The sequence below is a fragment of the Streptomyces lydicus genome (assembly GCF_001729485.1).
Lineage (GTDB): Bacteria > Actinomycetota > Actinomycetes > Streptomycetales > Streptomycetaceae > Streptomyces > Streptomyces lydicus_D.
On the sequence record NZ_CP017157.1, the window covers coordinates 3,743,990 to 3,769,477 of the forward strand.

A 25,488-nucleotide genomic window follows, 5' to 3' on the forward strand; every position below is an offset into this window, starting at 1 on the left:
GGATCACCACGATGGTCGACCGTCCTGCCTCGCCCGACCCCACCACCGACGCCGAGCCGACGCCCGGCAGCAACCTGCCGGCCCTCGCCCGGTTACTCGCAGAACACTGGGCACTTCACGCGGAGGACATCACCCCCCTCGCCGGTGGCATGAACTCCCTGACGTGGGAGGTCCGCTCGGGGAGCGACCGCTGGGTGGCGAAGGCGGTGCCGCCGGAGTCCAAGGACGGGTTCGTCCTCGGTCTTGACCTGGCGAAGCGACTGGAGGGAACGGGCATACCGGCCGGGGCCCCCGTGCTGACAGCCGGCGGGCTGTCGGCCGTGCCCTTCGCCGGCCGTGTGATGGCTCTGCTGCGCTGGGTCGAAGGCCGTGCGCTGACCGGAGAGTCGGGCACCGAACTGGAAGTGATGGGGACCACTTTGGCCCGCGCCCATCGCGCGCTCGGTACCCACGACAGCAACGGCACCGCACCCGCCCGTCTGTATCTCCCGTCGGACCACCTGGATGTCCGCCCCTGGCTCAGGCCCGTGATCACCGAGGTGATGGCCGGCCTGGACGACGCCGACCTGCGGACGCTGACCTGGGGGCCGGTGCACGGGGACCCGGCGCCGGAGGTCTTCCGCCTCGATCCGGCCAGTGGCGTCTGCGGGATGATCGACTGGAGCGGGGCCGGGGTATGGCCGCGGGCGTACGATCTGGCGGCGCTGGTGATGTACCGAGGGGCGTACTCCATGCGACCGCTGATCGATGCCTATGTGGCGGAAGGCGCGCTGACCCACGACGAGGTCGAGCGGGCGCTGCGCCCCCTGCTGGATTTCCGCTGGGCCGGCCAGGCCGTGTACTTCGCCGGCCGGATCGCCCGCGGCGACCTCACGGGCATCGACGATCCGGCCGTGAACGAGGCAGGGCTGGAAGCCGCACACCGGTGGTTCGCCGACCGGGACGACAGCTGCTGAGGTGCGGCGGCGGCCTTCCCGTCACCCGCCGGCGGGCGGGCGGCGCTTGTTCCAGACGTCGAAGCCGACCGCGGCGAGCAGCACAAGCCCCTTGATGACCTGCTGGTAGTCGGTGCCGATGCCGACCAGGGACATCCCGTTGTTGAGCACCCCGAGCACCAGGCCGCCGATCACCGCACCCATGACCGTGCCGACGCCGCCGCTCATGGACGCGCCGCCGATGAACGCGGCGGCGATCGCCTCCAGTTCGAAGTTCAGCCCGGCCTGCGGGGTGCCCGCGTTGAGCCGGGCCGCGTACACACAGCCGGCGAGGGCCGCCAGGACTCCCATGGCGACGAAGACGGTGAGGGTGACGCGCTTGTCCTTGACGCCGGACAGCTGCGCGGCCGCCTTGTTGCCGCCGAGGGCGTACACATGCCGTCCCACGACCGCGTTGCGCATCACATACCCCAGGACGATCAGCAGGCCGCACATGATCAGCATCACCACGGGCACGCCGTGGAAGCTCGCCAGCGTCAGCGTGCAGGCCACGACAGCGGCCGTGAGCGCCCCGCACTTCGCCGCCCACAGGCCCGTCGGCAGCACGTCGAGGTCGTGCGCCAGCTGCCGCTTGCGGTCCCGCCGTTCCCGCAGCAGCAGGAACGCGACGGCGCACAGCCCGAGCACGAGCGTCGGGTTGTGGTACTGCGTGTAGGGGCCCATCTCCGGGATGAATCCCTTGGCCAGGTTCTGGAAGCCGTCCGGGAACGGCGCCAGCGACTGGCCCTCCAGGACGATCTGGGTCGCGCCCCGGAAGAGCAGCATGCCGGCCAGCGTCACGATGAACGAGGGGATTCCGAGGTAGGCGATGAAGAAGCCCTGCCAGGCGCCCGCCACCGCGCCGATCAGCAGCGACAGGAGGAGGGCCGGCACCCAGGGCACGTCGTACCGGACCGTCATCACCGCCGCCATGGCACCGACGAAGGCGACGAGTGAGCCGACGGACAGGTCGATGTGGCCGGCGATGATGACGATCACCATGCCCATGGCCAGGATGAGGATGTAGCTGTTCTGCTGGATGAGGTTGGAGACGTTGTTCGGCAGCAGCAGCGTGCCGTCGGTCCAGATCTGGAACAGCACGACGAGGAAGGCCAGGGCGATGAGCATGCCGTACTGGCGCATGTTGGCCCGCACGCCGCGTACGAGCAGCGTCATCGCCGAGGTCACGGCGGGCGGCGCCTCGGGGGCGCCGGGGGGAGGAGTGGTCGTGGTGGTCATGGCGGGGCGTCAGCTCCAGTCTTCGGTCGGGTGCCGCCGGGTCATCTGGCGCATCAGGACTTCCTGGGTGGCCTCGGCGCGGGTGACCTCGGCGGTCAGCCGGCCCTCGGCCATGGTGTAGATGCGGTCGCACATCCCGAGCAGCTCCGGCAGCTCGGAGGAGATGAGCAGCACCGCCTTGCCCCGGGCCGCGAGCGCGTCGATCACGGCGTAGATCTCGTACTTGGCGCCGACGTCGATGCCACGCGTCGGCTCGTCGAGGATCAGCACCTGCGGGTCGGCGTGGATCCACTTGCTCAGCACGACCTTCTGCTGGTTGCCGCCCGACAGGCGCCCCACCTGCTCGAACACCGTGGGGGTCTTGATGTTCATGGAGGTGCGGTACCGCTCGGCGACGGCCCGTTCGTGGTGCTCGTCGACGACGCCGCGCCTCGTCATCCCGGGCAGCGAGGCCAGCGAGACATTGCGGTTGATGTTGTCGATGAGGTTGAGGCCGTACCGCTTGCGGTCCTCGGTGACGTACGCGATGCCGGCCGCCACGGCCGCCGGTACGGTCTTCGTCTGCACCGTCCGCCCGTTCACGGCGACGGTCCCGGCCCGGTAGCTCCCGTACGACCGTCCGAACACCGACATGGCCAGCTCGGTGCGGCCCGCGCCCATGAGGCCCGCGATGCCGACGATCTCGCCGCGCCGCACGGTCAGTGACACGTCGTCGACGACGGTGCGCTGCGGGTCCACGGGGTGCCGCACCGTCCACCCGGACACCTCCAGCGCGAGGGTCTGCTCGCCCTCGTACGCGGTCCGCGCCGGGAAGCGGTGGTCGAGGTCGCGGCCGACCATGCCCCGGATGATCCGGTCCTCACTCAACTCGGCCTCGGCGCCCGGCCGTTCGCGTACCGGCAGGGTCTCGATGGACTGCCCGTCGCGCAGGATCGTCACCGCGTCCGCGATCTGCCGGATCTCGCCCAGCTTGTGCGAGATGAGGATCGAGGCGATGCCCTGCTCCCGCAGCTCCGCGATCAGCGCGAGGAGCGTGGCGCTGTCCTCGTCGTTCAGGGCGGCGGTCGGCTCGTCCAGGATCAGCAGCCGCACCTCCTTGGAGAGCGCCTTGGCGATCTCCACGAGCTGCTGCTTGCCGACGCCGATGTCCGCGACCGGCGTCTGCGGATTCTCCCGCAGACCCACCCGCTTCAGCAGCTTCGACGCGCGCCGCAGCGTCCCGTTCCAGTCGATGAAGCCACCCGCCGACGTCTGCTCGTTGCCGAGGAAGATGTTCTCCGCGATCGACAAGTGCGGGACGAGCGCCAGCTCCTGATGGATGATCACGATGCCGCGCCGCTCACTGGCCCGGATGTCCTTGAAGGCGACGGGCTCCCCGTCGAAGAGGATCTCCCCGTCGTACGTCCCGTGCGCGTGCACCCCGCTCAGGACCTTCATCAGCGTCGACTTGCCGGCCCCGTTCTCGCCGCAGATCGCGTGGATCTCACCGGCCCGGACGCTGAGGGTGACGTCGGACAGGGCACGCACACCGGGAAAGGTCTTGGTGATGCCCCGCATCTCCAGGATGGGCCCGGGCGCACTCACTTCAGCTGTCCCGCCGTGAAGTACCCCTCGTCCACGAGGAGACGCGTATTGGACCTGTCGACGCTGACCGGCTTCAGCAGAAAGGACGGCACGGTCTTCTTGCCGTTGGCGTAGTCGGTGGTGTTGTTGACCTTCGGCTTGCGGCCGTGGAGCACGGCGTCGCCCATCGACACCGCCTCGGCGGCCAGCTTGCGGGTGTCCTTGAAGACGGTCTGCGTCTGCTCGCCCCGGATGATGGACTTCACCGAGGCCAGTTCGGCGTCCTGCCCGGTGACGACCGGCAGGTCCCCGGCGTGGTAACCGGCGCTCTTCAGCGCGGAGATGATCCCGATCGACATGCCGTCGTACGGCGACAGCACCGCGTCGACCTTCTGGTCGCCGTAGCTCTTGCTGATGAGGTCGTCCATGCGCTTCTGCGCGATGCCGCCGTTCCAGTCCTGCGTGGTCGCCTGGTTCATCTTCGTCTGCTTGCTGCGCACGACGAGCTGACCGGAGTCGAAGTAGGGCCCCAGGACCTTCATGGCCCCGCTCCAGAAGTACTTCGTGTTGTTGTCGTTGGGCGATCCGGCGAACAGCTCGATGTTGTAGTGCTCGTCCGCGTCCCGGTCGGGCTTCCCGAGTTTCAACCGGTCGAGGATGTACTGCCCTTGGAGGCGGCCGACCTTCTCGTTGTCGAAGGACGCGTAGTAGTCGACGTACGGCGTGCCGAGGATGAGCCGGTCGTAGGAGATCACGTGGATGCCCGCGTCGTGTGCGCGCTGGAGGACCTCGGTGAGCGCGGAGCCGTTGATCGCCGCGATCACGAGCAGCCGGTCCCCCTTGGCGATCATGTTCTCGATCTGGGCGACCTGGTTCTCCACCTTGTCGTCACCGTACTGCAGATCGGTCCGGTAGCCGGCCCTGCGGAACTGCTCGGCCATGTTCCTGCCGTCGGCGATCCAGCGTTCCGACGACTTGGTGGGCATGGCGAGGCCGATGGTGCCGCCCTTGCCGGCCTCGGGCCGGTAGCGGCTGCCGCCCCTGGCCTCCTGGCCGCAGGCGGTGAGCGAGAGGACGAGCAGGGCGGCGCTCGCCGTGACGAGGGAGGTGCGCAGGCGCATGGGTCAGTCCCCTTCCGGGACGGGGAAGCGGTGCAGCTCGCCGGGCAGACGGGCGCCCAGCGGCGACATGCCGCCGTCCGCACCGTGCCGGGCCAGCAGATCGAGGACGAGGCGCCCGCGCCGGACCCGTTCCCGGGCGGTGGCGAGGGTGTGCTCGCGCAGATGGGCGCCGTAGGGATAGATGCCGGGCGACTTGCTCAGGCCGAACTTCAGGTACAGCGGGGCGCCGCGCCGGATCAGCTCGGCCGTCTCGTACATCCGCACGTAGCCGCCGAGGTCGTCGGGCGCCTCGATGTACAGGTCCATGGGGGCGCGGCTGACCCGGCGGATCTCGGTGAGGTGGTCGGGGGTGAGGTCGGAGGGGACGTTGAGGGAGTCGGCGCCGAGGCGCTCGTACACGGCGAACGCGGCGGGGTTGACCGGCCCGGAGAGCGCGGACAGCTTGACGGTGGTATCGGCGGGCAGCAGCCCGGCGGCGCGCAGCCGGTGCAGGCTCCACAGCACCCCCTCGTCCGCCACCAGCAGGCAGCGCACCCCCAACTCGGCGGCGCGCAGGGCGTCTTCGACGCAGCCGGCGAGGGCGTCGTGGCCGCGGGCGCGCAGGCCCGCGCCGCCGGAGTCGGTGCGGGTGGAGCCGCCGATGTCCCAGGTGCCGCGCGGGCCGGTGAACAGGCACAGCTCGACGGCGCGTGCGGCGCACGCCTCGACCATCTCGGTGATCTCGTCGTCGGTGAGCATCCACACGCCGCTGCCCTGGCTGATCCGGTGGACCGGCAGATCGAGGCGCGCGCTCTCCTTGAGTACGACGGCCAGGGCCTCCGGGCCCTCCACCGAGGGGATCTCGGTGCGCCAGGTCCCGCCGTCGGGGAAGGCGTGCGGTGAGGCGTCGGCGGGATCGAGCGGGGGAGCGGGGAGGCCGAGGCGGGCGAGGGCGCCGGCGCCGGGGCGACGGGGTTCTGACGGGAGGAGGGTCACGGAACTCCCTTGTTCGGTATGTCGGACGACGTTCGACGTATGGAGCGTGGTCGGGTGCCGGGAACGGCCGTGCGCGGGTGGTGCGGTACGGAGGGCGGAGTACGGCGGCACGGGGGTGGGCGCCTCCCCGTACCGCCGTACGTCTCAGGGGCGCAGCAGCACCTTTCCGGTTCCCGGGTCGCCGGCGCCGACCAGCGCGACGGCCTCGGCGAACCGCTCCAGCGGGTACTCGTGCGTGATGAGCGGCGCCGGGTCGAGCAGCCCCAGGCCGAAGGCGCGCACCGCGTACGCCCAGGCCGATGACGGCGCCCCGAAGATGGAGCGGATCTCCAGCTGGCTGAGCGACAGGTGCACCGGATCGATCCCGGCCGCGCCCGGCGTGAACATCCCGGTGAGCACCACCCGGCCGCCCCGGCGGGCCAGCAGGCACGACGAGGCCGCCGTGGCGGGCGCTCCCGCGGTCTCCACCACCAGGTCGAAGCGGCCGTGCAGCTGCTCGGCCTGCTCCGGGGTGCACACCGCGGTCGCGTCGAACCGCCGCGCCTGCGCGGCCCGCGCGGTCCGCGGATCGATCACCACGAGTTCGGCGGGCTCCGCCGCGGCGAGCAGCTGCACCGCGAGCAGCCCCAGCGTGCCGGCACCCACCACCGCGATCCGCTCGCCGGGCCGCGGCCGCCCCGCCCGCACGGCCGCGGCGACCACCGCGGCGGGTTCCAGCAGTGCGGCGGCCCGCAGATCGGCGTCGTCGGGCAGCGGGTGCAGCAGCCGTGCGGGCACGATGACGTGGTCGGCGAACCCGCCCGGCTCGGTGAACCCGGTTTCGGCGTACCCGTCGGTGCACAGGCTGGTCTCACCCGAGCGGCAGCGCTCACAACTCCCGCACGCCCGGAACCCCTCGGCCACCGCCTTGCGCCCCACGAGCGCCGGATCGACCCCGGCGCCGACCGCTGCCACCGTGCCGGACCACTCGTGCCCGGGGACGACCGGGTAGCGGACGTACGCGGCATCCCGCCGGCCGTCGTACACCTCGCGGTCGCTCATGCAGAGTCCGGCCGCGGCCACCCGCACCAGCGCCTCGCCGGCCCCGGGCTCGGGTGCCGCGCCGTACGTCAGCCGGTGCTGCCCGGGCCGCTCGACGACGAGCGAGCGGCTGACCTCGGTGGCGGTCCGGCTCATCGCGGCCGCCTCTGCTCCCAGCCCTCGGCCCACAGGTCGAACCGGGCCTGCGTCTGCGGGAATTCGGCCGCGGCGTCCGCGTCGAACTCGACACCGAGACCGGGCGCCTGCGACACGGTGAAGCAGCCGGTCCCCGGGTCGACCTGCGGGGCGCCGCGCACCACCTTGGTGATCTCGGCGTCCGCGAAGTCGTTGAAGTGCTCCAGAACCTTGAAATTCGGTGTGCAGGCGGCGAGTTGGAGGGATGCCGCGGTCAGCACCGAGCCGCCGACATTGTGCGGCGCCACCAGTACGTAGTGGGTCTCGGCGGTCGCGGCGAGCTTGCGGGCCTCCAGGATGCCGCCGATGTGGCCGAGGTCGGGCTGGATGATGTCGGCGGCCTGCGTCTCGAACAGCTCACGGAACTCGATGCGGTCGTGGATGCGCTCACCGGTGGCCACCGGCAGGTCCACCTTGTCCGCGACCTTCTTCAGGGCCTTGAGGTTCTCCGGCGGCACCGGCTCCTCCAGCCAGGCGGGCCGGAAGGGGGCGAGTTCGCGGGCCAGCCGCACCGCGGTGGCCGGACTGAACCGGCCGTGCATCTCCAGCATCAGTTCGGTGTCCGGGCCGATGGCGTCCCGCACCGCCTCGATCAGCGACACGGCGTACCGCGTCCGTTCGTGATCCAGTTCGTGGTGCCCGGTCCCGAACGGGTCGATCTTCAAGGCCCGGTAGCCGCGCGCCATGACCTCCTGCGCCGCCTTGTGGTACGCCTCCGGGGTGCGCTCGGTGGTGTACCAGCCGTTGGCGTACGCCGGGACGCGGTCGGTGACGCGCCCGCCGAGCAGCTGCCACACCGGAACGCCCAGCGCCTTGCCCTTGATGTCCCAACAGGCCATCTCGACGCAGGCGATGCCGGACATCACGATCTCGCCGGCCCGCCCGTAGTCCCCGTACTTCATCCGGCGGACCAGGTCCTCGACCGCGAACGGGTCGGATCCGCGGAGGTGATTGACCTCCGCCTCGCGCAGATAGCCGAGCAGCGCGTCGGTCCGGCCGAGCATTCTGGTCTCGCCGACCCCCGTGAGGCCCTCGTCGGTGTGGACGCGCACATATGTGAGGTTGCGCCAGGGGGTTCCGACGACATGTGTGCTGATTTCCGTGATGCGCACGGCAGTTGCCCCCAGAGTCGTTCGAAATTTCGTCACCCGTTCGAAATGGTGGCGTGACCGTAGTCAGGCCCCGCCGGGGGTGTCAATGGGTCACGCGGCGGCCAGGTCCCGCAGCGCCATTGCCCGGCGAACTGACCTGTGCGTAGCCTGTGTTCGGGATACCGGGCAATGCCCGGGTTGTCGAACGCAAGGGGTGGTGAGGCACATGGGACGTCTGGTCCCCGCGGTGACCAGGGCGCTGGACATCCTGGAGCTGTTCCTGGAGGGCGACGGCACCCTCTCCGCACCCGAGATCACCCGCAAGACGCAGCTGCCGCGCACCACCGTGCACGAGCTGGTCACCACCCTCGCCGCCCGTTCCTACCTGGTGCCGGTGCCCGGACAGTCCGGCCGGTACCGCCTCGGCGTGCGCACCTACCAGCTCGGCAGCCGGTACGCCGAACAGCTCGACCTCGCCGCCGAGGGCCAGCAGGTTGCCCGGGAGGTCGCGGAGACCTGCGACGAGACCGTGCACGTCGCGATCCTGGAGGACCTCGACGTCATCTACATCGCCAAGGTCGACTCCGTCCACGCCGTCCGCATGGTCTCCGCCGCCGGCCGTCGCCTCCCCGCACACTGCACCTCCGTCGGCAAGATGCTGCTCGCCGCGCTGCCCGCCGACGAACTGGACACCCGCATCGAGGAGGCGGGCGAACTGGTCGCCATGACGCACGACAGCATCACCGACCCCGAGGCACTGCGCTCCGCCCTCGCGGCGGTCCGCGAGCGCGGCATCGCCGTCGAGCACCGCGAGTCCAACCCGGACGTGAGCTGTGTGGCCGCACCGGTGCGTGACGGTACGGGCCGGGTCGTCGCCGCCCTGTCCATCTCCGTACCCATGATCCGCTGGAACGAGGAGCGCGAGGCCGAACTCGCGGAGCTGGCCGCCAAGGGGGCGAGCGAGCTGTCCGTACGCCTGGGGCACCGCGGCGGCGTCCGGTGAGGGCCGAGGTCGCGGTGCACACGCCGGCGAGTCTCGGCGAGGGCCCCACCTGGGACCCGGCGACCGGCCGGCTGATCTGGGTGGACATCCTCGGCTCGCGCGTCCACGGCTACGATCCGGCGACCGGGCGGCGCACGGTGACGGCCACCGAACAACACGTCGGCGCGGCGAAGCCGCGGGCGGCCGGCGGCCTGGTGGTCAACCTGCGGGACGGAGTCGGCTGCTACGACGCCGACGGCGCGTTCTCCTGGCTCCTGCGCGACCCCGTCCCCGGCCGCCGCGGCAACGACGCCGCCGTCGCCCCCGACGGCTCGCTGTGGGCGGGCACCATGCGTGACGACGAGGCGGCGGGCGGCGGCACCCTGACCCGCGTCAGCCCCGACGGCACGGCGCAGACGATCTTCCCGTCCGTCGCCGTCAGCAACGGCATCGGCTGGAGCCCGGACGGCACCCTCGTCTACTACGTCGATTCGCCGACCCGCCGGATCGACGTCTGCCGCATGAACGGCCAACTCCCCGTCGGACGGCGCCCTTTCGCGGTCATCGAGCCCGGCGCCGGCTTCCCGGACGGCTTGACCGTCGACGCCGACGGCTGCGTCTGGGTCGCCCTGTGGGACGGTGGCGGGATCCGCCGCTACACCCCGCGCGGCGACCTGGACCGCGCCCTCCCGCTCCCGGTGCCCCGCCCCACCGCGTGCTGCTTCGGCGGCCCCGGCCTGCGCGACCTCTACGTCACCACGGCCCGCACCGGCCTGTCCCGCCCCCACCCGCTGGCGGGCTCGCTCCTGGTGCTGCCGGACGCCGGCCAGGGCCTGCCGGGTGTGGCCTACGCGGGCTGACGCAGCGCGTCGCGAGACCCCTCGTGAGCGCATGACCACCGGGGCGGACACCCGGCCGCGGCCCTCCTCGACCACGGGCCCGGCTCGTCCGCTTACCACACGTCCGGCGCTTTCGCTCCCGTTTTCGACCCAGATCGAATGGATGGTGCGCCTACGGCATCTCGTGCCACATTCCTGTCGCGACAGCGGTGCGGCCCCCACGCCGCCTACGGACGGGGACCCGTACCGCATGTCACGCCACCGGACCACAAGGGGGAACACCATGCGAAAGATCACCAAGGCCGCCGCGTTGGCACTTGCCGTCGGCGCCCTGTCCACGGTCGGCGCGACCGGTGCCAGCGCCGCCCAGGCCGCGGGCAGCCTGCACGGCTGCCCGTCCGGGGCCGTCTGCGTCTACCCGCAGAACGCCGGGTGGAACGGCGACCGCCCGTCGCTCGCCTTCTACAGCTACGGCGCCCACAACCTCAGCAACCAGGTCGGGCAGCACTACGTCCTGAACAACCAGACCGGGGGAGCCACGGCCCGCACCTGCACGGGCTACAACGGTACGGGGGACTGCCAGGGCTACCTCTGGGCCGGCTACTACATCGACAAGGACCTGACGCCGATCAACTCGATCCTCCTCGTCCGGCCGTAGCAACAGCCGGACCGTTTCCTCGGTTCACTCGGGCCGGCCCGCCAGGGGCCGGCCCGAGTGCCGTTCTCCCGCCCCGTCGAAGCCGGCCCGCCGGGCCGCGTACCCGGCGGCGGGCGTCGCCGTCGCGACCGGCGACACGTTTTCCGGAACCCGGCCGGCTCGCGCCCGGCGTCCCCCGCCCCATGTTTACTGCACGTGTTCACTGCACGAGGGAGAGCGTTGCGGGGGAGGAGCGCGGCCCGGGGAGACGACGGAGGACGGCGGACGCGGATGAACGGCGGCGGACGTACCACCGGCGGGGCGGAGCCGGCCCGCCCGGACGAGTCGATGACGGTGGAGGCCCAGGCGCTGCTGCCGATGATCTGGGCTGATCCCCAGCACATGGCCGAGCAACTGGCCTTCTTCGCGGTACGGCGGTTCGGTCCCCGCGCCGCGGCCTCCGTGGACCGCCGGAAGCAGCGCAAGCCGGAGGCCGGGGACGACGAGCTCGCCCTGGACGCCATCGCGCACGGCACGCGGATGACGATCGTCGAGGGTGCGGCGCTCGGCGGGCCCTTCGTGGTCCTCATGCCGGTGAGTTTCGTGGCGGCCCTGCTCTCCCAGGCCCAGATGATCCTTGAGGTGGCCGCGCTCACGGGACACGACCCCCGCAGTGAGCGGCGGGTGGCCGACCTGCTGGTCCTCCAGGACGTGTACCCGTCCGTCGAGGAGGCCGAGAGCGCCCTGGTCGGGGTGCGGCGCCATCCAACGGGGGGCCGGGGCCGGCTCCCCCGGCGCACGCGGTGGTCGCTGATCGTCAGGATGGCGGCCGTCCTCGGCCTCACCGGCGGCGGCGAGAAGCGCAGCAGGCTCCAGCGGGTGTGCTCGACGGCCGCGCTCACGGCCCTGTTCGCCGTGGGGATGGTGCTGCCGCTGATCTGGGTGCCGGCCCTCTCGGTGCTCTACCGGAACAACAGCCTGCGGCTCGGGGCGAAAGCCATGCAGTACTACACCCCGGGTGCCGCGGGGGACCGCATCAGGAACCGACGTGGGTTCACCCGCGTCTTCCGGGCGGCGGGGGTCGCCGCCGTGCTGCGGGTGGTCGCCCTCACCGTGGTGCCGTTCGCGGCCGGCGCCGCGGTCGCCCTGGCGGGCGTCCGGCTGGTCGGCGGGTTCTGGGGCACCGCCCTGCTCGTTCTCGTCGTGGCGTCCTTCCTGGCGTCGGCCGTCTGGCTCCTGCGCCGCCGGTCACGCCGCGGGCTGTGACGGGTGAACTCCCTTGCGGGGAAGCCGACTTCGGGGCAGTCGACGCGTCCAGGGAACGGTCCGTTGCCGCGCGTCGCGGCGCGGCAACGGACACCGACGGTGCGGGCGGCGCGCCTGACCGCTTACTTCGCGTGCTGCACCTGTGCCACGAGCCGCTTGGTCAGGCCGAGGCCGGCGGCGCCCATGTCCTTGGACTGGACGTTGTAGAAGGTGGTGATGACGGCGTTGCCGACCCGGCTCGCCACCAGAGTGGTGCCGCCCTCCCACTCGGGTGCGGAGAGTACGGCCTTGAGGGTCTCGTCGCCCGTCCCCGGCACCGCCGTGGTCTTGATCGTCACGGCGGCGCTGGCGCCGCTGGAGGTGTCGGTGAACCGGGCGCAGTGCTTGAGCACCTGGTGCAGGCGCGTCATGACCGTGTGCGCCTCCGTGCCACGGAAGGTGTCGATCTCCTCGTTGAACTCCTCCTGGGCGGAGTTCGCGAAGTCACCCTGGGCGAAGGCGGCGCTCTCGATGCCGGTGGTCTGGATCCAGGCGCTGGCCTCCAGCTTCGGGCAGGCGCTCGCCAGGTCGACGGGGGCGCTCGACGAGGGGGCCAGGACCGTGCCCGAGTCGCGGGTGGCCTTGGGGTCGGCCCGGTAGCCCTTGGGCAGCACGTCGGCCGGCAGCAGCAGGGCCTTCAGCTTGGTGCCGTTCAGCAGGACGGCGTTCGGGCCGCCCGTTGTGCGCGCGTGCGTCGTGGCAGGGGACGACGCATCGGAGGCGGCCTTCGGGGGACTGCTGGTGCCGCCGGAGGAACAGGCGGCGAGGGCGAACGACAACACGGCGGGGGCGGCGACCGTCACCACGGCACGGCGGAGCTTCATGAAGCCTTCTTCTGGGTCACGAACGAAATCAGGAAAGCAGGGGAAAGGCCGTCGCGGTATGGGGGTGTGCGGTGCGGCAGGCGCTGATCGTAAGGCTGCGCGGGCCGGGCGCCCGGTGGCCTCCCGCCGGCCGGCCGGGGGCAGTCGGGTCCGGCCGGGGGAGGATCTCGGCCAATCCGGGCAGTTGCCCTGACTTACCGAAACTTTCCTATGGGGAAGGTCACGCGGAGTGAGTCCCGGCGTCGGCCGGGACCGCCCACGGGCCGGGCTACCAGGGAAGGGGGCCCGCCGCGTCGAAGTACCCTCCGGTCGGGCCGTCCGGGCCCGTCTGCGCCATGCGGACGATGATCTCCGCGCCCTCCTCCACGGTCTGCGTGCCGGCGTGCGCGTTCAGGTCCGTCGCGGTGTAACCGGGCTCCACCGCGTTGATCCGCATGCCCGGGAACGCCTTCGCGAACTGCACGGTGAGCATGTTCACCGCGGCCTTGGACGCCGGGTAGGCCACCCCCGGGTACGCGTACGCCGGGGTGCCCGCCTCGCTGACCCGGGTCAGCGAGGCCAGTCCGCTGCTGACATTGACCACGACCGGGGCGGCGGACCGCTGCAGCAGCGGCAGGAAGGCGTGGGTCACGCGCACCGTGCCGAAGACGTTCGTCTCGAACACGTGGCGCATCGCCTCCCCGGTCACCTCCGCGGCGCCGAGCACGCCGCCGCCCGGTGCCCGTCCCTCGACGCCGGCGTTGTTGACCAGCACGTCCAGTCCGCCGTCGGCCTCGACGGCCCGCGCCGCGGCGGCCACGGACGCGTCGTCCGTGACGTCGATGAGGACCGTGCGCGCACCCAGCTGCTCGGCGGCGCGCCGCCCGCGTTCGGCGTCCCGGCTGCCGACGTAGACGGTGTGACCTGCTGCGACGAGTCGGCGGGCGGTCTCGAGGCCGAGACCCTTGTTGGCTCCGGTGATCAGTGTTGTCGTCATGCCTTCAGGCTCCCGCCGGACGGTGCGGGCAGCCAGACGTCCCGTCTTCCTGGGACTGCCGGTACCAGGAAGACCGCAGAGGAGCCGGCCCTGCGGCTGCTCGGCAGGCTGACCGGGATGCCGACGGGCAGGCGGTCAGCCGACGGTCTCCCCGGCGCCGGCCGTCCGCGCGCCGCCGCCGACGCGCCCGACCCGACGGCCGCGCCACCACGGCACGAGCTCGACGACGCCGAACGCCGCCTCGACGACGAAGAACAGCCACAGCAGCCGGGTGGCCCCGTGCATCGCCGCATACGCCTGCCACAGCGCGAACAGCACGCGCGCGGCACCGTCGTACAACCCGTGCACCGGCAGCGGTCCGACCAGGCGCAGCAGGGCCCAGACGACCACGACGGAGCCCAGCAGGTTCGCGTACAGGGTCTGCATCGGATCGAGCGGCGGCAGCGTGCCCAGCCCCAGCGCGCGCCCCCACGACGACAGCGCGTCGTGCACCAGGGCGTATGTCCACGGCGTCGCGAATCCCGCCGTGACGACGAGGTCGTACCAGGCACTCGCGCGCACGACGCGCAGATAGCCGGGACCGGCAGGGCTGAACGGACGTGTCATGGTGAGGCTCCTGTCGTTCTCGTGGCAACGACGCCTCACGCTAAACAGTGGACTACGCTCCAAGGTCAAGCCCGGAACATGACGGAGGGTCATGCGTATCGGAGAGCTGGCCGCGCAAACGGGCCTGACCAAGGACGCCATCCGGTTCTACGAGAAGGTCGGTCTGCTCACCGGCCGCCGGCTGTCCAACGGCTACCGCGACTTCCCGCCCGAGGCCGTGCCCTGGCTGCACTACGTCCGCACCGCGCAGACCCTCGGATTCTCGCTGGCCGAGATCGCGCGGCACGGCGAGGAACTGCGTGACGCACCGGACACCGCGGAGGCGCTGTCCGCGCTGCTGGCGGAGAAGATCCGGCTCATCGACGCGCGGATGGCCGAACTCGCCGCCCTGCGCGCCGACCTCGACGCGCGCGTCGGCACCGGCTGCCCCCTCCGCGCGGCCGACGCCGTGGGCTGAACCCGCGCCCGGCGCGGCAGACCGCTTCCCGGACCGCGCGGGTCACATGCGCTTGGCGCCCGCCTTGATGGCGTCGCGGATGCGGGAGTACGTACCGCAGCGGCAGATGTTGCGGATCCGGTCGAGGTCGGCGTCGGTGACCTCGCGGCCCTCGGCGGCGGCCTGCCGGACCTTGGCGACGGCGGTCATGATCTGGCCGGGCTGGCAGTAGCCGCACTGGGCGACATCGAGGTCGAGCCACGCCTCCTGCATGGGGTGCAGGTCCTCGCCCACCGTCGCGGGCAGGCCCTCGATCGTGGTGATCTCGTCGTCCGGCGCGATCTTCGAGACGGGGACGGAACAGGGGTTGAACGCCTTGCCGTTGAGGTGCGAGGTGCACGCCTGGCACACGCCGAGACCGCAGCCGTACTTGGGCCCGGTGACGCCGAGCAGGTCGCGCAGGACCCAGAGCAGGCGCACGTCGTCCTCGGCCTCGACGGTGATCCGCCTGCCGTTCAGCGTGAAGGTGTGGCTGGGCATGGGTGTCGTACTCCTCAGCAGGCGTGGACGAGTCAGAAGGCGCGGTCGAGACCGTCGGTGGGGGACCGGGGCGTGGACGGTTCGAGCGGCAGCGGCTCGAAACTGAGGGTGCCGTGGTTGATCGGGAAGCGGGTCGGCAGTGTGCCGGTGGCCCGCGCGTAGGCGCAGGCGACGGCGGCGAAGGCCGGGGCCACACCGAGCTCACCGGCCCCGGACGGCTTGTCGCCGGTGCTCGGCATGACGACGACCCGCAGCTCCGGCGGGGTGTTCCACTGCCGGGTGTAGAAGTACTCGTCCCAGCTGCCCTCCAGGGGGATGCCGTCCTTGATGTGCAGGCTGGAGGTGAGCGCCAGCGCCAGCGCGTCGTTCAGGCAGCCCGCCATCTGCGCCTCCAGACCACGGGGGTTGAGGGCGAACCCGGCGTCGACCACCATCAGCGCCTTGGTGACGCGCGGCCCGGTCACCGCGTCCCGGATCTTCCGGTTCACGGTCTCCGGCCGGCAGTCGATCTCGACGAGCGTGGCGACCGCACCCCGGTACTCCGCGTGCAGCCCGATGCCCTGCGCCGTGCCCGCGGGCAGTGCGGTGCCCCAGTTGCCCACCTCGACCGCCTTGTCCAGCACGGCCCGCAGCCGCTCGTCCTTGAGGAACCCGCGACGGAAGGCGACGGGATCCTTGCCCATGCGCAGCGCCAGCTGATCGACGATCAGTTCCCGGGCACATGTCACGTTCGGCGAGTAGATGTTGCGCATGCTGCCGGTGTTGAACCCCAGCGGCACCTCGTTGAGCAGCTGGGTGGTGACGCCGAAGTCGTACGGGGAGGACTGGGACAGCTCGAAGATCGTCTCGGCGAAGGACAGATTGCCCGCGACGGGCAGTTTCGCCGCCGTCGACGTGATCATCTCGCCGAGCCCGTGCCCGAAGTCGGTCTGCGCGCTGGTGTGCCGCTGCTCGTAACTGAGGACCTGCCCGAGCGCGTAGGTGGCGCGCACCCGCGAGAGCGACATCGGGTGCGTACGGCCCTGGCGGAAGGAGTCGGTACGGGACCATGACAGCTTGACCGGCTTGCCCGTCTTCTGCGAGATCTCCGCGGCCTCGGCGGCCACGTCGTGGAACAGGTGCCGCCCGAACGAGCCACCCCCGTCCACCACATGCACCGTCACCGCGTGCCGGGGCAGACCGAGACGCTCGGCGATCTCGCGCTGGGCGACGATCGGGACCTTGAGGCTCGCCCATATCTCGGCACGGTCGGCACGGACGTCGGCGATCGCGTTGTCCGGCTCCAGCGGACTGTTGCTGGCGAACGCGAAGCTGAACTCCGCATCGATCTTCTTGGTGAGCAGCGGCGGCACGGCCATGGGGAGCGCGGCCGCCCGGAGCTTGCGCAGCACGGTCTCGTCGGACTCCCCGTCCACGGTGCCGGGGCCCCAGGTCACCTCCAGGGCACGCAGTGCGTCGATGCACTGGCCGAACGTCTCCCCGCGCACCGCCACCCCGTGCCGGATCGTCACGACATCGGTGATGCCCGGCATCCGCCGCACGGCATCGGCGTTGTGGACCGCCCGCACCGTGCCGTTGAGCGTCGGCGGCCTGCGCACCATGGCCGGCTTGGCGCCGGGCACCTGGTGGTCCATGCCGAACCGCTTCCGGCCGGTGACGGCGTCGAGCGCGTCGATCCGGTTGCGGGACGTGCCCAGCACGGTGAACTCGGACGGCTCCTTGAGGCGGGGGCGGGCCGCGGCCGGCCGCACACGGGCGCTGGCCGCGGCTTCCGCGAGCGAGCCGTACGTGGCGTGCCGCCGCGTGCCGTACGCCACGACGCCGTCCCGGGTGGTCAGCTCCGAGGCCGCAACGCCCCACTGCTCCGCGGCAGTTGACATGAGTCGCTCGCGCGCGACGGCCGCCGCGGTGCGCACCGGGAGATACATGCTGCGCATCGAGTTGGAGCCGCCGGTGAGCTGGTTCATCAGCAGTTCCGGGCGCGCGTCGGCGAGCGAGACGCGCACCTTCTCCAGTGGCAGGTCCAGTTCCTCGGCGACCATCATCGCGACGGCCGTGGTCATGCCCTGACCGACCTCCGCCCGCGGCACCGCGAACGAGGCGGTGCCGTCGGAGTGCACCCGGACGGTGATCAGACCCGAGGTGGGCGCCGCCGCCAGGTTCTGCAGGTCTCCGAGGTCGAAGAGGTCCTCGGGCTGCGGCGGGGACGGCACCGCCGCCTCCGCCGCCGGCCCGTCGACCGCGTCCAGCCCGAAACGCACGCCCACGGCGAGGGTCGGCGCCGCCAGGAGATAGGCCAGCACTCTGCGGCGGCCCACCTCCTCGGGCACCGACTGCGGATTCCGTGACGAGCGGCTCGGTTCTGCCATGCGTGATCCCTCCAGGAGGCCGAACGGGCAGGCATCTGCGGCCCGTTCCGCAACCCGGAGCCTGTCACGAGGCGGCGGGCGCGGACCAGGGTCATGTTGCGAAGCTTTGGTGCCGAGCCGTCCACCCGAGCGCGGGGGCAACGATCGCTGAACGGTGCGGTGCGGGAGCCCACCCTTGGGCCGATGGCCTGGTATTCCCGTGAGCGGCGCGGGGCGGAGAGCCGAACCGGGTAGAGGAGGGGGTGCATGCACCACGCCCCCCGAGTGCCTGACGGCCACGGCTTCACGGGAAGTTCTCAGATGATCAGCAGGCGGACCTTCGGAAGGCTCTTCGGCGCGGGAGCGGCCACCGCCTCGGCGGCCGGCCTCTCCGCCGCGTGCTCGACGGCGGCGCACCGGGACGACGATCCGTTTCCGCGCGCGACCGGGCAGGGCAGGAAGGAGCCCGGGGCGGCCCCGTCGTTCGGTGCGTTGAAGCAGGTCAGGGCCGGTGTGCTGAACATCGGATACGCCGAGGCGGGCCCGGCACACGGGCCCCCGGTCATTCTGCTGCACGGCTGGCCCTACGACATCCACAGCTACACCGCCGTCGCGCCCCTGCTGGCGGAAAAGGGCTACCGCGTCATCGTTCCGTATCTGCGGGGCCACGGCACGACGCGCTTCCTCTCGGACCGCACGTTCCGCAACGCACAGCAGTCGGTCTTCGCCCTCGACATCCTCGCCCTGATGGACGCGCTGCGGATCGACCGGGCGATCCTCGCCGGCTACGACTGGGGCTCGCGGACGGCGGACATCATCGCGGTGCTCCGGCCGGAGCGGGTCACGGGCCTGGTCTCGGTGTCCGGCTATCTGATCACCAACCGTGAGGCCAACAAGAAGCCGTTGCCGCCGAAGCTCGAATGGGCATGGTGGTACCAGTTCTACTTCGCCACCGAGAGAGGCCGGCTCGGCCTCGCGGAGAACCGGCACGACCTGGCGCGGCTGGTCTGGAAGTTCAACTCCCCGACCTGGGATTTCGATACCGCCACCTTCGACCGGACCGCGGCAGCCTTCGACAATCCCGACTACGTCGGCATCGTGATCCACAATTACCGTTGGCGACTGGGCCTGGCCCCGGGCGACCCGCGGTACGACGACCTCGAAGAGCGGCTCGCCCGGGGCCCGGCCATCACCGTGCCCACCGTCACCCTTGACGGCGGCGCCGACCCCTTCACCCCCGCGGGCGGCGGCGCGTCGTATCGCCACAAGTTCACCGGCCGCTACGCACACCGCACGCTGAAGGGCATCGGCCACAACGTGCCCCAGGAAGCGCCCCGAGCCTTCGCCCGGGCCGTCATGGACGTCGACGCCTTCCGCGGCGCCGGGCGGCGGCCCGCCACCTGACACCCCGGCCGGCCCCGTCCTGAACCGCGCGTCCACCGCCGGCACCCGGACGGGGCAGCCGATTCGCTCCGTCGCCACACGAATCGGCGCTCTCAAGATGCGCAGGTCAGGATGGCGATGAGACTTGGGGTATGGCAGAGCAAGCCCGAACGCGGGGCGGGTCGGTGACGGCTGCCCGAAAGCGCAGGAAGACGCCGGGGAACGGTCCCGGGGATGCGGCGCACCGCGCCGCTGAACTGCTGCAGAGCCTCATCAACCACCGTGCCGAGGGCGTTTCCGCGGTACGGCGGACCGAGGACGGCTGGTGCGTCGAGGTGGACGTACTGGAGCTGGCGCGGATCCCGGACACCACGAGTCTTCTTGCGACGTACGAGGTGCGGCTCGACACGGAGGGCGAACTGCTCGAGTACTACCGGTGCCGCCGCTATCGACGAGGCGCGGCGGACCAGTGACCCTGCCCGTCCCCACCAGCTGAAAGGGCTGCTCAGATGGCCAGCACGTCTTATTCGGGACTGTCCGGTGAGGTGGTCCCCTGCCCGCCCAGGGCGGGGACGCTGTACGACGTGATGGAACTCATCCTGGACCGGGGGATGGTCATCGATGTGTTCATACGGGTGTCCCTGGTCGGGATCGAGATCCTCAAGATCGACGCGCGGATCGTCGTCGCCAGCGTCGATACGTATCTGCGATTCGCCGAGGCGTGCAACCGGCTGGATCTGGAGAACACCACGCGCAGCACCACCGTCCCGGAGCTGTTCGGCGGCCAGGCCGTGAAGAGCGCCGGGAAGAGCAAGGCCAAAAAGGCCGTCAAATCCGTTGGTGAAACCGTGCGCTCGGTGGTCGGCGCGGACGACGACTCGGATGGCGAATCCGAGGAGGAAGCGCAGCCGGCGCGGCGCCGGCGCAGTACCGCGCGGGCGGGAGCCGGATCCCGCCGGCGTCGCTCGGAGGAGGACTGATCAGTGACCGACCACGGCGTCTATGTCTACGGCATCGTCCGCGCCGAGCACCCGCTGCCGTCGAACCTCGGCGGGGTGGGCGGGCCTCCGGGGATCGTGGCGAGGAGGGACGAGGGGCGGGTCGCCGCGGTCGTCAGTCCGGCGCCGCCGGATCTGCGGGCCCGCCGCCGCGACCTCATGGCGCACCAGGAGCTGCTGCTGGCGTTGGCCGCGGACGGCCCGGTCCTGCCGATGCGGTTCGGCACGGTCGCGCCGGACGAGGCAGCGGTCCGCCGGCAGCTCAGCGATGCCGAGGAGCGGCATCTGGCCGCCCTGGAGAGCCTGGCGGGCCGGGTCGAGGTCAACGTCAAGGCGATGCCGGCCGACGATGCGCTCGCCGCACTCGTCGAAGCGGATGCCGGTATCCGCGGGCTGCGCGAGGCGATGCGCCGGCGGCCCGGCTACGAGGCGAATGTGCGTCTCGGGGAGGCGGTGGCCAACGCGCTGGCACGCCGGGCCGCCGAAGCCGGTCACGACATCGTGGGTGAGCTGCGGAAGCGGGCCCATGCCTGCGCCGTCGGCCCCGACGTCGCCGGGTGCCGGCTCAACATGTCGTTCCTGGTGAGCCGGGACGACAGCGCCGGCTTCTGCGCGGAGGCGGAGCGTCTCGCCCGGCAGCACCGGGACCGCGTCGTCCTGCGGGTGGCGGGTCCGCTGCCCTGCTACAGCTTCGTGGAACCGCGTACGCCGGTGAGGGTCGGCGGTTGACATGGGACTGATCAGCGGAGTGCTGACCCTGCCGCTCGCCCCCGTGCGGGGCGTGGTCTGGGTCGCCGACCAACTCGCCCGGACGGCCGATCGTGAGCTGCACGACCCCTCGGTGATCCGTGCCCGGCTCGCCGCCCTCAACGAGGAATACGAAGCCGGCCACCTCGGCACGGAGGCGTTCGAACGTGAAGAGCAGCAACTGCTGGACCTGTTGTACGGGTGCTGACCGGCCGCTTCTGAGAGGTGTCACGTGACCGACGTCGTTTCCGGGCCGGCCGCCCCGCCCGCCTACGGCCCCGCCACCACGAACCTCGCCGACATCCTCGAACGCGTCCTGGACAAGGGCATCGTCATCGCCGGCGACATCAAGATCGACCTGCTCGACATCGAGCTCCTCACCATCAGGCTGCGGCTGTTCGTGTCCTCGGTGGAGACCGCGAGGAAGGCCGGCATCGACTGGTGGGAGACCGACCCCGCCCTCAGCTCCCGCGCGGCCCGGCACGAACTGCGGGAGGAGAACGAGCGGTTGCGCGAGCGCGTGACGGCGCTGGAGGCCGGTGACGCCGCCGGCTCGGCCGCTCCGAAGAGTGAGGCAGGCGCATGACGGCACACCCGGACGCGCCGGAAACCGCGGCCGCCACCTATGTCTTCGCGGTGGGCCGGCGGCTCGACCCGGCCGTCCTGGCGGGACTCACCGGCCTCGCCGCGGGCTCCCCGGTGCGCGGCCTGACGTTCGGGCCGCTGACGGCAGTCGTCCAGCACGTACCGGCCGCCGAGTTCACACCGGAGGCGTGGCAGGAGCGGCTGTCGGACCGCGCCGAGCTGGAGCGGTGCGCACGCGCGCACCACGAGGTGGTGACCGGGGCCGCCGCCTGCGGGCCGACCGTTCCGCTGGCACTCGCCACCCTCTACCGCAGCGACGACAGCGCGCGCCGGGCCCTCATCGCGGACACCCACCGCTTCGCCGCGACGCTGGACCGCCTCGAAGGCCACGCGGAGTGGGGCGTGAAGGTCTGGGTGCCGGCCGCGGCACCCGAGCGCCCCGCGACCACGGCCGCGCCGTCCCGCCGGGACGGTGGCGGAGCGGGCCGTGCGTACCTGGAACGCAAGCGAGGGCTGCACCGTGCGCGCGAGCACCACCACGACCGTGCCCTGCGGATCGCGGAGGACGTCGATGCCGCGCTCCGGCGCCTGGCGGCCGCGGCCCGGCGGCTCCGCCCGCACACTCCGGACATGACCGGCGAGAAGGACCGCGTGCAGGTCCTCAACGCCGCCTACCTGATGACGGCCGTCGGGGAGAAGGAACTGCTCGACGCCGCGGAGACCTGGCGTCGACGCACCGGCGCGGACGTCGAGGTGTCGGGCCCCTGGGTCCCGTACTCCTTCGTGGGGGAGGGGTGAGCCGTGCTTGAGCGGGAGCCCGTCCCCTGGGACGCACCGGGGCCGCTCGCCGGGCCCCTCGGCGTACCACTGGTCGACCTGCTGGACCGCCTCATGAACACCGGGATCGTGGTCAGCGGGGACCTGGTGATCGCCATCGCGGACGTGCCGCTGGTCCGGCTCTCCCTGCACGCACTGCTGTCGTCCGTCAACGAACGCGTACCTGCCCCCTGGGCGGACGGAGGCCCCCTGTGACGCGAGCGGAAACCGGCCGGCCCCTGGAACGGTTCGATATCGACCGTGACCAAATGGGCCGCGACCTGGTCTCGTTGGTGCTCACCGTGGTGGAGCTCCTGCGGCAGTTGATGGAACGGCAGGCGATCCGCCGCGTGGAGCAGGGGGATCTGAGCGACGAGCAGGTGGAACGCATCGGGGAGACGCTGATGTGTCTCGAGGAGCGGATGACCGAGCTGTGCGACCAGCACGGCCTGCGTCTCGAAGACCTCAACCTCGATCTCGGGCCCCTCGGCTCCCTCCTGCCGCGCGACTGAGTCCCGGACGCCTCAAGGGGTGCGGGCCCCCGGTCGAGCCTGTTCGTTGACAAAGCGGAACACTGCTCCGTATCGTAATCGGAACAGTGTTCCGCTTCTGCTCGTCCGCAGTCGGACGCTCCTGCCCCCGCCCTGTCGCCGGTCGAACGAGACCGTTGGCAGCGGCCGTTGAAGGGAAAGATGCCCCATGAGTGCCTCGACGTACCCAGCCGACATCTTCGGCTCGCCCGCCCCCGTCCTCTCGGTGAGTCCGGTGGTGCTGGCCGCTCCCGACCGGGCCGTGGACCTGGAGGTGCGGGTCTCCGCGCCCGTGACCGGGAGCGATCTGCCGGTCATCCTCCTCTCGCACGGGCAGGGCTACTCGAACCACCTCTCCTCGCTGAACGGCTACGCCCCGCTCGCCAACTTCTGGGCGGCGCACGGCTTCGTCGTCATCCAGCCCACCCATCTGAGCTCCAGGACGCTGAGCCTGGATCCCGAGACCCCCGGGGCGCCGCTGTACTGGCGCTCGCGCGCCGAGGACATGCGGCGCGTCCTCGATCAGCTCGACCTGATCGAGGCCACCGTCCCGCAGCTCCGCGGGCGCCTGGACCGGAGCAGGGTCGCCGTGGCCGGGCACTCGATGGGCGGCCACACCGCGAGCCTGCTGCTGGGTGCCCGGCTCACCGATCCGCACGACGGGACCGAGGTGAACCTGGCCGAGCCCCGGATCAAGGCGGGGATACTGCTCGCCGCGCCCGGCAGGGGCGGCGATGCCGTCACCGACTTCGTGGCCGAGAACTATTCCTTCTTCCTCACCACGGACTTCTCCGCGATGTCGACGCCCGCGCTCGTGGTGGCCGGCGACCGGGACGACTCCGCCCACCTGACGGTGCGGGGCCCGGACTGGCACGCCGATCCGTACGTCCTCTCCCCGGGCCCCAAGGCCCTGTTCACCCTGTTCGACGCGGAGCACGGCCTCGGCGGGATCTCCGGTTACGACGTTGCCGAGACCACGGACGAGAGCCTTGAGCGCGTGGCCGCGGTCCAGCGGCTCACCTGGTCCTATCTCCGCACCGAGCTCTACCCCGGGGACCCCGCTTGGCGGGTGGCGTGTGAGGCGCTGACGAGCGGGCCCGATCCGCTCGGACGGGTCGAGTCCAAGTGAGCCACCGAGGCCCGCTTCGGCGGCGGGTCGACGGCGCGCGTGGCTCGCCCTCTCGTCGGCGAGCCGGCGCGGCAGCCTCGCCGTAAGGCTCCGGCCATCTCGCGTTCAATATCGCCAAGGTTGTCTGACGCGCGACGCGCTGGCATGCGCATGCCTAACATGGCCGGTCGGATCGGATTCCCCCCTGCGGAAGGACAACCATGAGGAAGTCAACCGTTCGGAAAACCACCTGGCACTTACTGCTCGCCCTGGGCGGCTGCGTGGTGGCGCTGGCCGGACCGGGCGAGGGCTCCGCCGCCGCCGCGCACCGCACCGCCGGAGCGGACGGGCGGGCCGGCGGTGGGTGTGTGCAGGTGTACTTCGACCTCGGTGAGACGCTGGTGCACACCGCCGAGGACAAGAGCATGCGCTACCTGCCCCACGCGGCCGAGCACCTGCGTGCCTTGCGTGCCCGTCACATCACCGTCGGCCTGATCACCAACGTTCCGCCGTCCTGGGGCTCCACCGATGCGGAGCGCGCGGCAGAGCTGAAGAAGGTGATCGACAAGGACTGGGCGGACAGCCGGCCGTTCGCCTGGTCGGACTTCGGCGACCGGATCTTCACCCCGCGGACCGAGGCGGAACGCAAGCCCGCACCCACCCTCTGGCAGCGCGCCAAGAAGGCCGCGGGACCCTGCCGGGTCGTCTATCAGGCGGAGACCGCCGACGAGGTGCGGGTCGGCACCTCGGTCGGCTACGTCTCCTACCAGGTCAACAGGGGCCACTGGCCGGCGTTCATGCCGGTGCCGCTCATCGCCGCCCTCGCCCATCTGCCGGGCCGCGGACGGGATGCGGGCTGATCACACCTCGTCGAGCGCGGTGCTGAGGAAGGCGCGGGTCAGACGGGCCCGTTGCTCCAACCACTCCGGTGACGCCGGTACCGCAGGTCCGTATCGGCGTCGGCGGATGTCCTCCACCACCGCCGTGGGCGCGTGGAGCTCGGCCAGCACGTCGAGGGCCGCCGCCTTGGTGATCAGCCGGCCGGTGCGCAGGGTCACGCTCGCCCGTGCCAGCGTGAGGAGCCCCAGGTCGACCCAGGCGTCGAGCAGCCATCGCTCCTGATGCTGCAGCGCCGGGCGCCAGAAGGTCCGCAGGTCGTCGATGACGTATGCGGCCAACTGGCGGTCGGTGACGGGCGGCACCAGCCCCGCCGGAGGGGGCCCGTGCAGGACCTTCCCGAACTCGTGCAGCTCACGGCGGGTCACCGGGCTGACCGGACGGCACATCAACTCTTCGTGTGCCCAGGTCAGATGGTCCTGTGCGGGGTCGCCCCACTCGTCCACGGCGGCGTAGCTGCAGTGCAGCTTCGCCGCCAGGGGGACGGCTCGTGCCAGGTCCTCGTGCAGCCCGGCCACTCGGCTCTCCTCCGCTGCCCGGTAGCGGTGGTCGAGCACCGCGATCAGGTCGAGGTCGCTGCGCCCCGGCTGGTAGTCGCCGCCGGCGAGCGAGCCGTGCGCCCACACGGCCCGCACCGAAGGGAGGGACCGCACCGCGCTGACAAAGCGGTCGAGCAGCTGAAGGGTCGTCTCGTCGTCCGTCATGGGGTCAGTGTGCACCGGCCCAACGTCCAAACGAATAGGGGTAGTTAGG

Annotated in this window: 29 protein-coding genes; 17 read left to right on the plus strand and 12 right to left on the minus strand. The window is 71.6% G+C overall.

Annotation, left to right across the window (positions count from 1 at the left end):
* Positions 1-11: 11 nt before the first annotated feature.
* Positions 12-956: a phosphotransferase enzyme family protein gene (locus SL103_RS16255; RefSeq protein ID WP_069569748.1), complete on the plus strand. Its 945-nt coding sequence runs from the start codon at positions 12-14 to the stop codon at positions 954-956.
* Positions 957-977: 21 nt separating this feature from the next.
* Here the strand turns inward: SL103_RS16255 and mmsB are convergent, their stop codons facing one another.
* The 6 genes from mmsB to SL103_RS16285 all read right to left on the minus strand — a co-directional run bounded on the left by mmsB (position 978) and on the right by SL103_RS16285 (position 8,199).
* Entirely contained in the window at positions 978-2,213 is a 1,236-nt protein-coding gene (gene mmsB, locus SL103_RS16260; protein WP_208869887.1) for a multiple monosaccharide ABC transporter permease, read from the minus strand.
* A gap of 9 nt (positions 2,214-2,222) precedes the next feature.
* Positions 2,223-3,770 (minus strand): multiple monosaccharide ABC transporter ATP-binding protein, encoded by a 1,548-nt coding sequence (gene mmsA / locus SL103_RS16265; protein ID WP_069573791.1) that lies wholly within the window; start codon positions 3,768-3,770, stop codon positions 2,223-2,225.
* 23 nt (positions 3,771-3,793) lie between these two features.
* The gene (gene chvE / locus SL103_RS16270; RefSeq protein ID WP_069569749.1) at positions 3,794-4,897 is read right to left on the minus strand and encodes a multiple monosaccharide ABC transporter substrate-binding protein; all 1,104 of its coding nucleotides are present in this window, start codon (positions 4,895-4,897) and stop codon (positions 3,794-3,796) included.
* Between the two features lie 3 nt (positions 4,898-4,900).
* Positions 4,901-5,872: a hypothetical protein gene (locus SL103_RS16275; protein ID WP_069569750.1), complete on the minus strand. Its 972-nt coding sequence runs from the start codon at positions 5,870-5,872 to the stop codon at positions 4,901-4,903.
* 144 nt (positions 5,873-6,016) lie between these two features.
* Positions 6,017-7,048, minus strand: a complete 1,032-nt coding sequence (locus SL103_RS16280; RefSeq protein WP_069569751.1) for a zinc-dependent alcohol dehydrogenase — start codon at positions 7,046-7,048, stop codon at positions 6,017-6,019.
* The gene (locus SL103_RS16285; protein ID WP_069569752.1) at positions 7,045-8,199 is read right to left on the minus strand and encodes a mandelate racemase/muconate lactonizing enzyme family protein; all 1,155 of its coding nucleotides are present in this window, start codon (positions 8,197-8,199) and stop codon (positions 7,045-7,047) included. Before SL103_RS16285 ends, SL103_RS16280 begins: the two co-directional genes overlap by 4 nt.
* Positions 8,200-8,404: 205 nt before the next feature.
* Between SL103_RS16285 and SL103_RS16290 the strand changes: the two genes are divergently transcribed.
* From SL103_RS16290 to SL103_RS16305, 4 genes are all read left to right on the plus strand, one after another.
* The gene (locus tag SL103_RS16290) at positions 8,405-9,181 is read left to right on the plus strand and encodes an IclR family transcriptional regulator (RefSeq protein ID WP_069569753.1); all 777 of its coding nucleotides are present in this window, start codon (positions 8,405-8,407) and stop codon (positions 9,179-9,181) included.
* Positions 9,178-10,020 carry an SMP-30/gluconolactonase/LRE family protein gene (locus tag SL103_RS16295; protein ID WP_069569754.1) on the plus strand — a complete coding sequence of 281 codons (843 nt, stop codon included), beginning with the start codon at positions 9,178-9,180 and terminating at the stop codon, positions 10,018-10,020. Before SL103_RS16290 ends, SL103_RS16295 begins: the two co-directional genes overlap by 4 nt.
* A gap of 262 nt (positions 10,021-10,282) precedes the next feature.
* On the plus strand, positions 10,283-10,657 hold the full coding sequence (locus SL103_RS16300) for a hypothetical protein (RefSeq protein WP_069569755.1): 375 nt from the start codon (positions 10,283-10,285) through the stop codon (positions 10,655-10,657).
* Between the two features lie 270 nt (positions 10,658-10,927).
* A complete protein-coding gene (locus SL103_RS16305) occupies positions 10,928-11,902 on the plus strand; it encodes a hypothetical protein (RefSeq protein ID WP_069569756.1) in 975 nt (324 codons plus the stop codon).
* Between the two features lie 122 nt (positions 11,903-12,024).
* Here the strand turns inward: SL103_RS16305 and SL103_RS16310 are convergent, their stop codons facing one another.
* The 3 genes from SL103_RS16310 to SL103_RS16320 all read right to left on the minus strand — a co-directional run bounded on the left by SL103_RS16310 (position 12,025) and on the right by SL103_RS16320 (position 14,347).
* Entirely contained in the window at positions 12,025-12,765 is a 741-nt protein-coding gene (locus SL103_RS16310) for a hypothetical protein (RefSeq protein WP_069569757.1), read from the minus strand.
* Positions 12,766-13,033: 268 nt separating this feature from the next.
* Positions 13,034-13,741 (minus strand): SDR family NAD(P)-dependent oxidoreductase, encoded by a 708-nt coding sequence (locus SL103_RS16315; protein WP_069569758.1) that lies wholly within the window; start codon positions 13,739-13,741, stop codon positions 13,034-13,036.
* Positions 13,742-13,876: 135 nt separating this feature from the next.
* Complete coding sequence (locus SL103_RS16320) at positions 13,877-14,347, minus strand: hypothetical protein (RefSeq protein WP_069569759.1); 471 nt, start codon at positions 14,345-14,347, stop codon at positions 13,877-13,879.
* Positions 14,348-14,438: 91 nt separating this feature from the next.
* Here SL103_RS16320 and SL103_RS16325 point away from each other — a divergent pair, with 91 nt between their 5' ends.
* Positions 14,439-14,804, plus strand: a complete 366-nt coding sequence (locus tag SL103_RS16325) for a MerR family transcriptional regulator (RefSeq protein ID WP_069569760.1) — start codon at positions 14,439-14,441, stop codon at positions 14,802-14,804.
* 42 nt (positions 14,805-14,846) lie between these two features.
* On the opposite strand, the gene SL103_RS16330 is transcribed toward SL103_RS16325, so the two are convergent.
* Together SL103_RS16330 and SL103_RS16335 are read right to left on the minus strand one after the other, a co-directional pair.
* Positions 14,847-15,323, minus strand: a complete 477-nt coding sequence (locus SL103_RS16330; protein ID WP_069569761.1) for a (2Fe-2S)-binding protein — start codon at positions 15,321-15,323, stop codon at positions 14,847-14,849.
* Positions 15,324-15,355: 32 nt separating this feature from the next.
* A complete protein-coding gene (locus SL103_RS16335; RefSeq protein WP_069569762.1) occupies positions 15,356-17,692 on the minus strand; it encodes a molybdopterin cofactor-binding domain-containing protein in 2,337 nt (778 codons plus the stop codon).
* A 300-nt stretch (positions 17,693-17,992) separates the two neighbouring features.
* Between SL103_RS16335 and SL103_RS16340 the strand changes: the two genes are divergently transcribed.
* The 11 genes from SL103_RS16340 (at position 17,993) to SL103_RS16390 (ending at position 24,698) form a co-directional block, all read left to right on the plus strand.
* Positions 17,993-19,075 (plus strand): alpha/beta fold hydrolase, encoded by a 1,083-nt coding sequence (locus SL103_RS16340; protein WP_069569763.1) that lies wholly within the window; start codon positions 17,993-17,995, stop codon positions 19,073-19,075.
* A 131-nt stretch (positions 19,076-19,206) separates the two neighbouring features.
* Positions 19,207-19,527: a gas vesicle protein gene (locus SL103_RS16345; RefSeq protein WP_069569764.1), complete on the plus strand. Its 321-nt coding sequence runs from the start codon at positions 19,207-19,209 to the stop codon at positions 19,525-19,527.
* A gap of 36 nt (positions 19,528-19,563) precedes the next feature.
* The gene (gene gvpJ, locus SL103_RS16350; protein ID WP_069569765.1) at positions 19,564-20,034 is read left to right on the plus strand and encodes a gas vesicle protein GvpJ; all 471 of its coding nucleotides are present in this window, start codon (positions 19,564-19,566) and stop codon (positions 20,032-20,034) included.
* Between the two features lie 3 nt (positions 20,035-20,037).
* Complete coding sequence (locus SL103_RS16355; RefSeq protein WP_069569766.1) at positions 20,038-20,781, plus strand: GvpL/GvpF family gas vesicle protein; 744 nt, start codon at positions 20,038-20,040, stop codon at positions 20,779-20,781.
* A 1-nt stretch (position 20,782) separates the two neighbouring features.
* A complete protein-coding gene (locus SL103_RS16360; RefSeq protein WP_069569767.1) occupies positions 20,783-21,007 on the plus strand; it encodes a gas vesicle protein GvpG in 225 nt (74 codons plus the stop codon).
* 24 nt (positions 21,008-21,031) lie between these two features.
* The gene (locus tag SL103_RS16365) at positions 21,032-21,385 is read left to right on the plus strand and encodes a gas vesicle protein (protein WP_069569768.1); all 354 of its coding nucleotides are present in this window, start codon (positions 21,032-21,034) and stop codon (positions 21,383-21,385) included.
* The gene (locus tag SL103_RS16370) at positions 21,382-22,182 is read left to right on the plus strand and encodes a GvpL/GvpF family gas vesicle protein (protein WP_069569769.1); all 801 of its coding nucleotides are present in this window, start codon (positions 21,382-21,384) and stop codon (positions 22,180-22,182) included. Before SL103_RS16365 ends, SL103_RS16370 begins: the two co-directional genes overlap by 4 nt.
* Positions 22,183-22,185: 3 nt before the next feature.
* Positions 22,186-22,416 carry a gas vesicle protein gene (locus tag SL103_RS16375; protein WP_069569770.1) on the plus strand — a complete coding sequence of 77 codons (231 nt, stop codon included), beginning with the start codon at positions 22,186-22,188 and terminating at the stop codon, positions 22,414-22,416.
* Positions 22,413-22,712 (plus strand): gas vesicle protein K, encoded by a 300-nt coding sequence (locus tag SL103_RS16380; RefSeq protein WP_279631156.1) that lies wholly within the window; start codon positions 22,413-22,415, stop codon positions 22,710-22,712. Before SL103_RS16375 ends, SL103_RS16380 begins: the two co-directional genes overlap by 4 nt.
* A gap of 187 nt (positions 22,713-22,899) precedes the next feature.
* Complete coding sequence (locus SL103_RS16385) at positions 22,900-23,859, plus strand: alpha/beta hydrolase family protein (protein WP_069569771.1); 960 nt, start codon at positions 22,900-22,902, stop codon at positions 23,857-23,859.
* Between the two features lie 200 nt (positions 23,860-24,059).
* Positions 24,060-24,698: an HAD family hydrolase gene (locus tag SL103_RS16390; RefSeq protein WP_069569772.1), complete on the plus strand. Its 639-nt coding sequence runs from the start codon at positions 24,060-24,062 to the stop codon at positions 24,696-24,698.
* On the opposite strand, the gene SL103_RS16395 is transcribed toward SL103_RS16390, so the two are convergent.
* Positions 24,699-25,439, minus strand: coding sequence for a nucleotidyltransferase domain-containing protein (locus tag SL103_RS16395; RefSeq protein WP_069569773.1), 741 nt, complete (start codon positions 25,437-25,439; stop codon positions 24,699-24,701).
* Between the last annotated feature and the right edge of the window lie 49 nt (positions 25,440-25,488).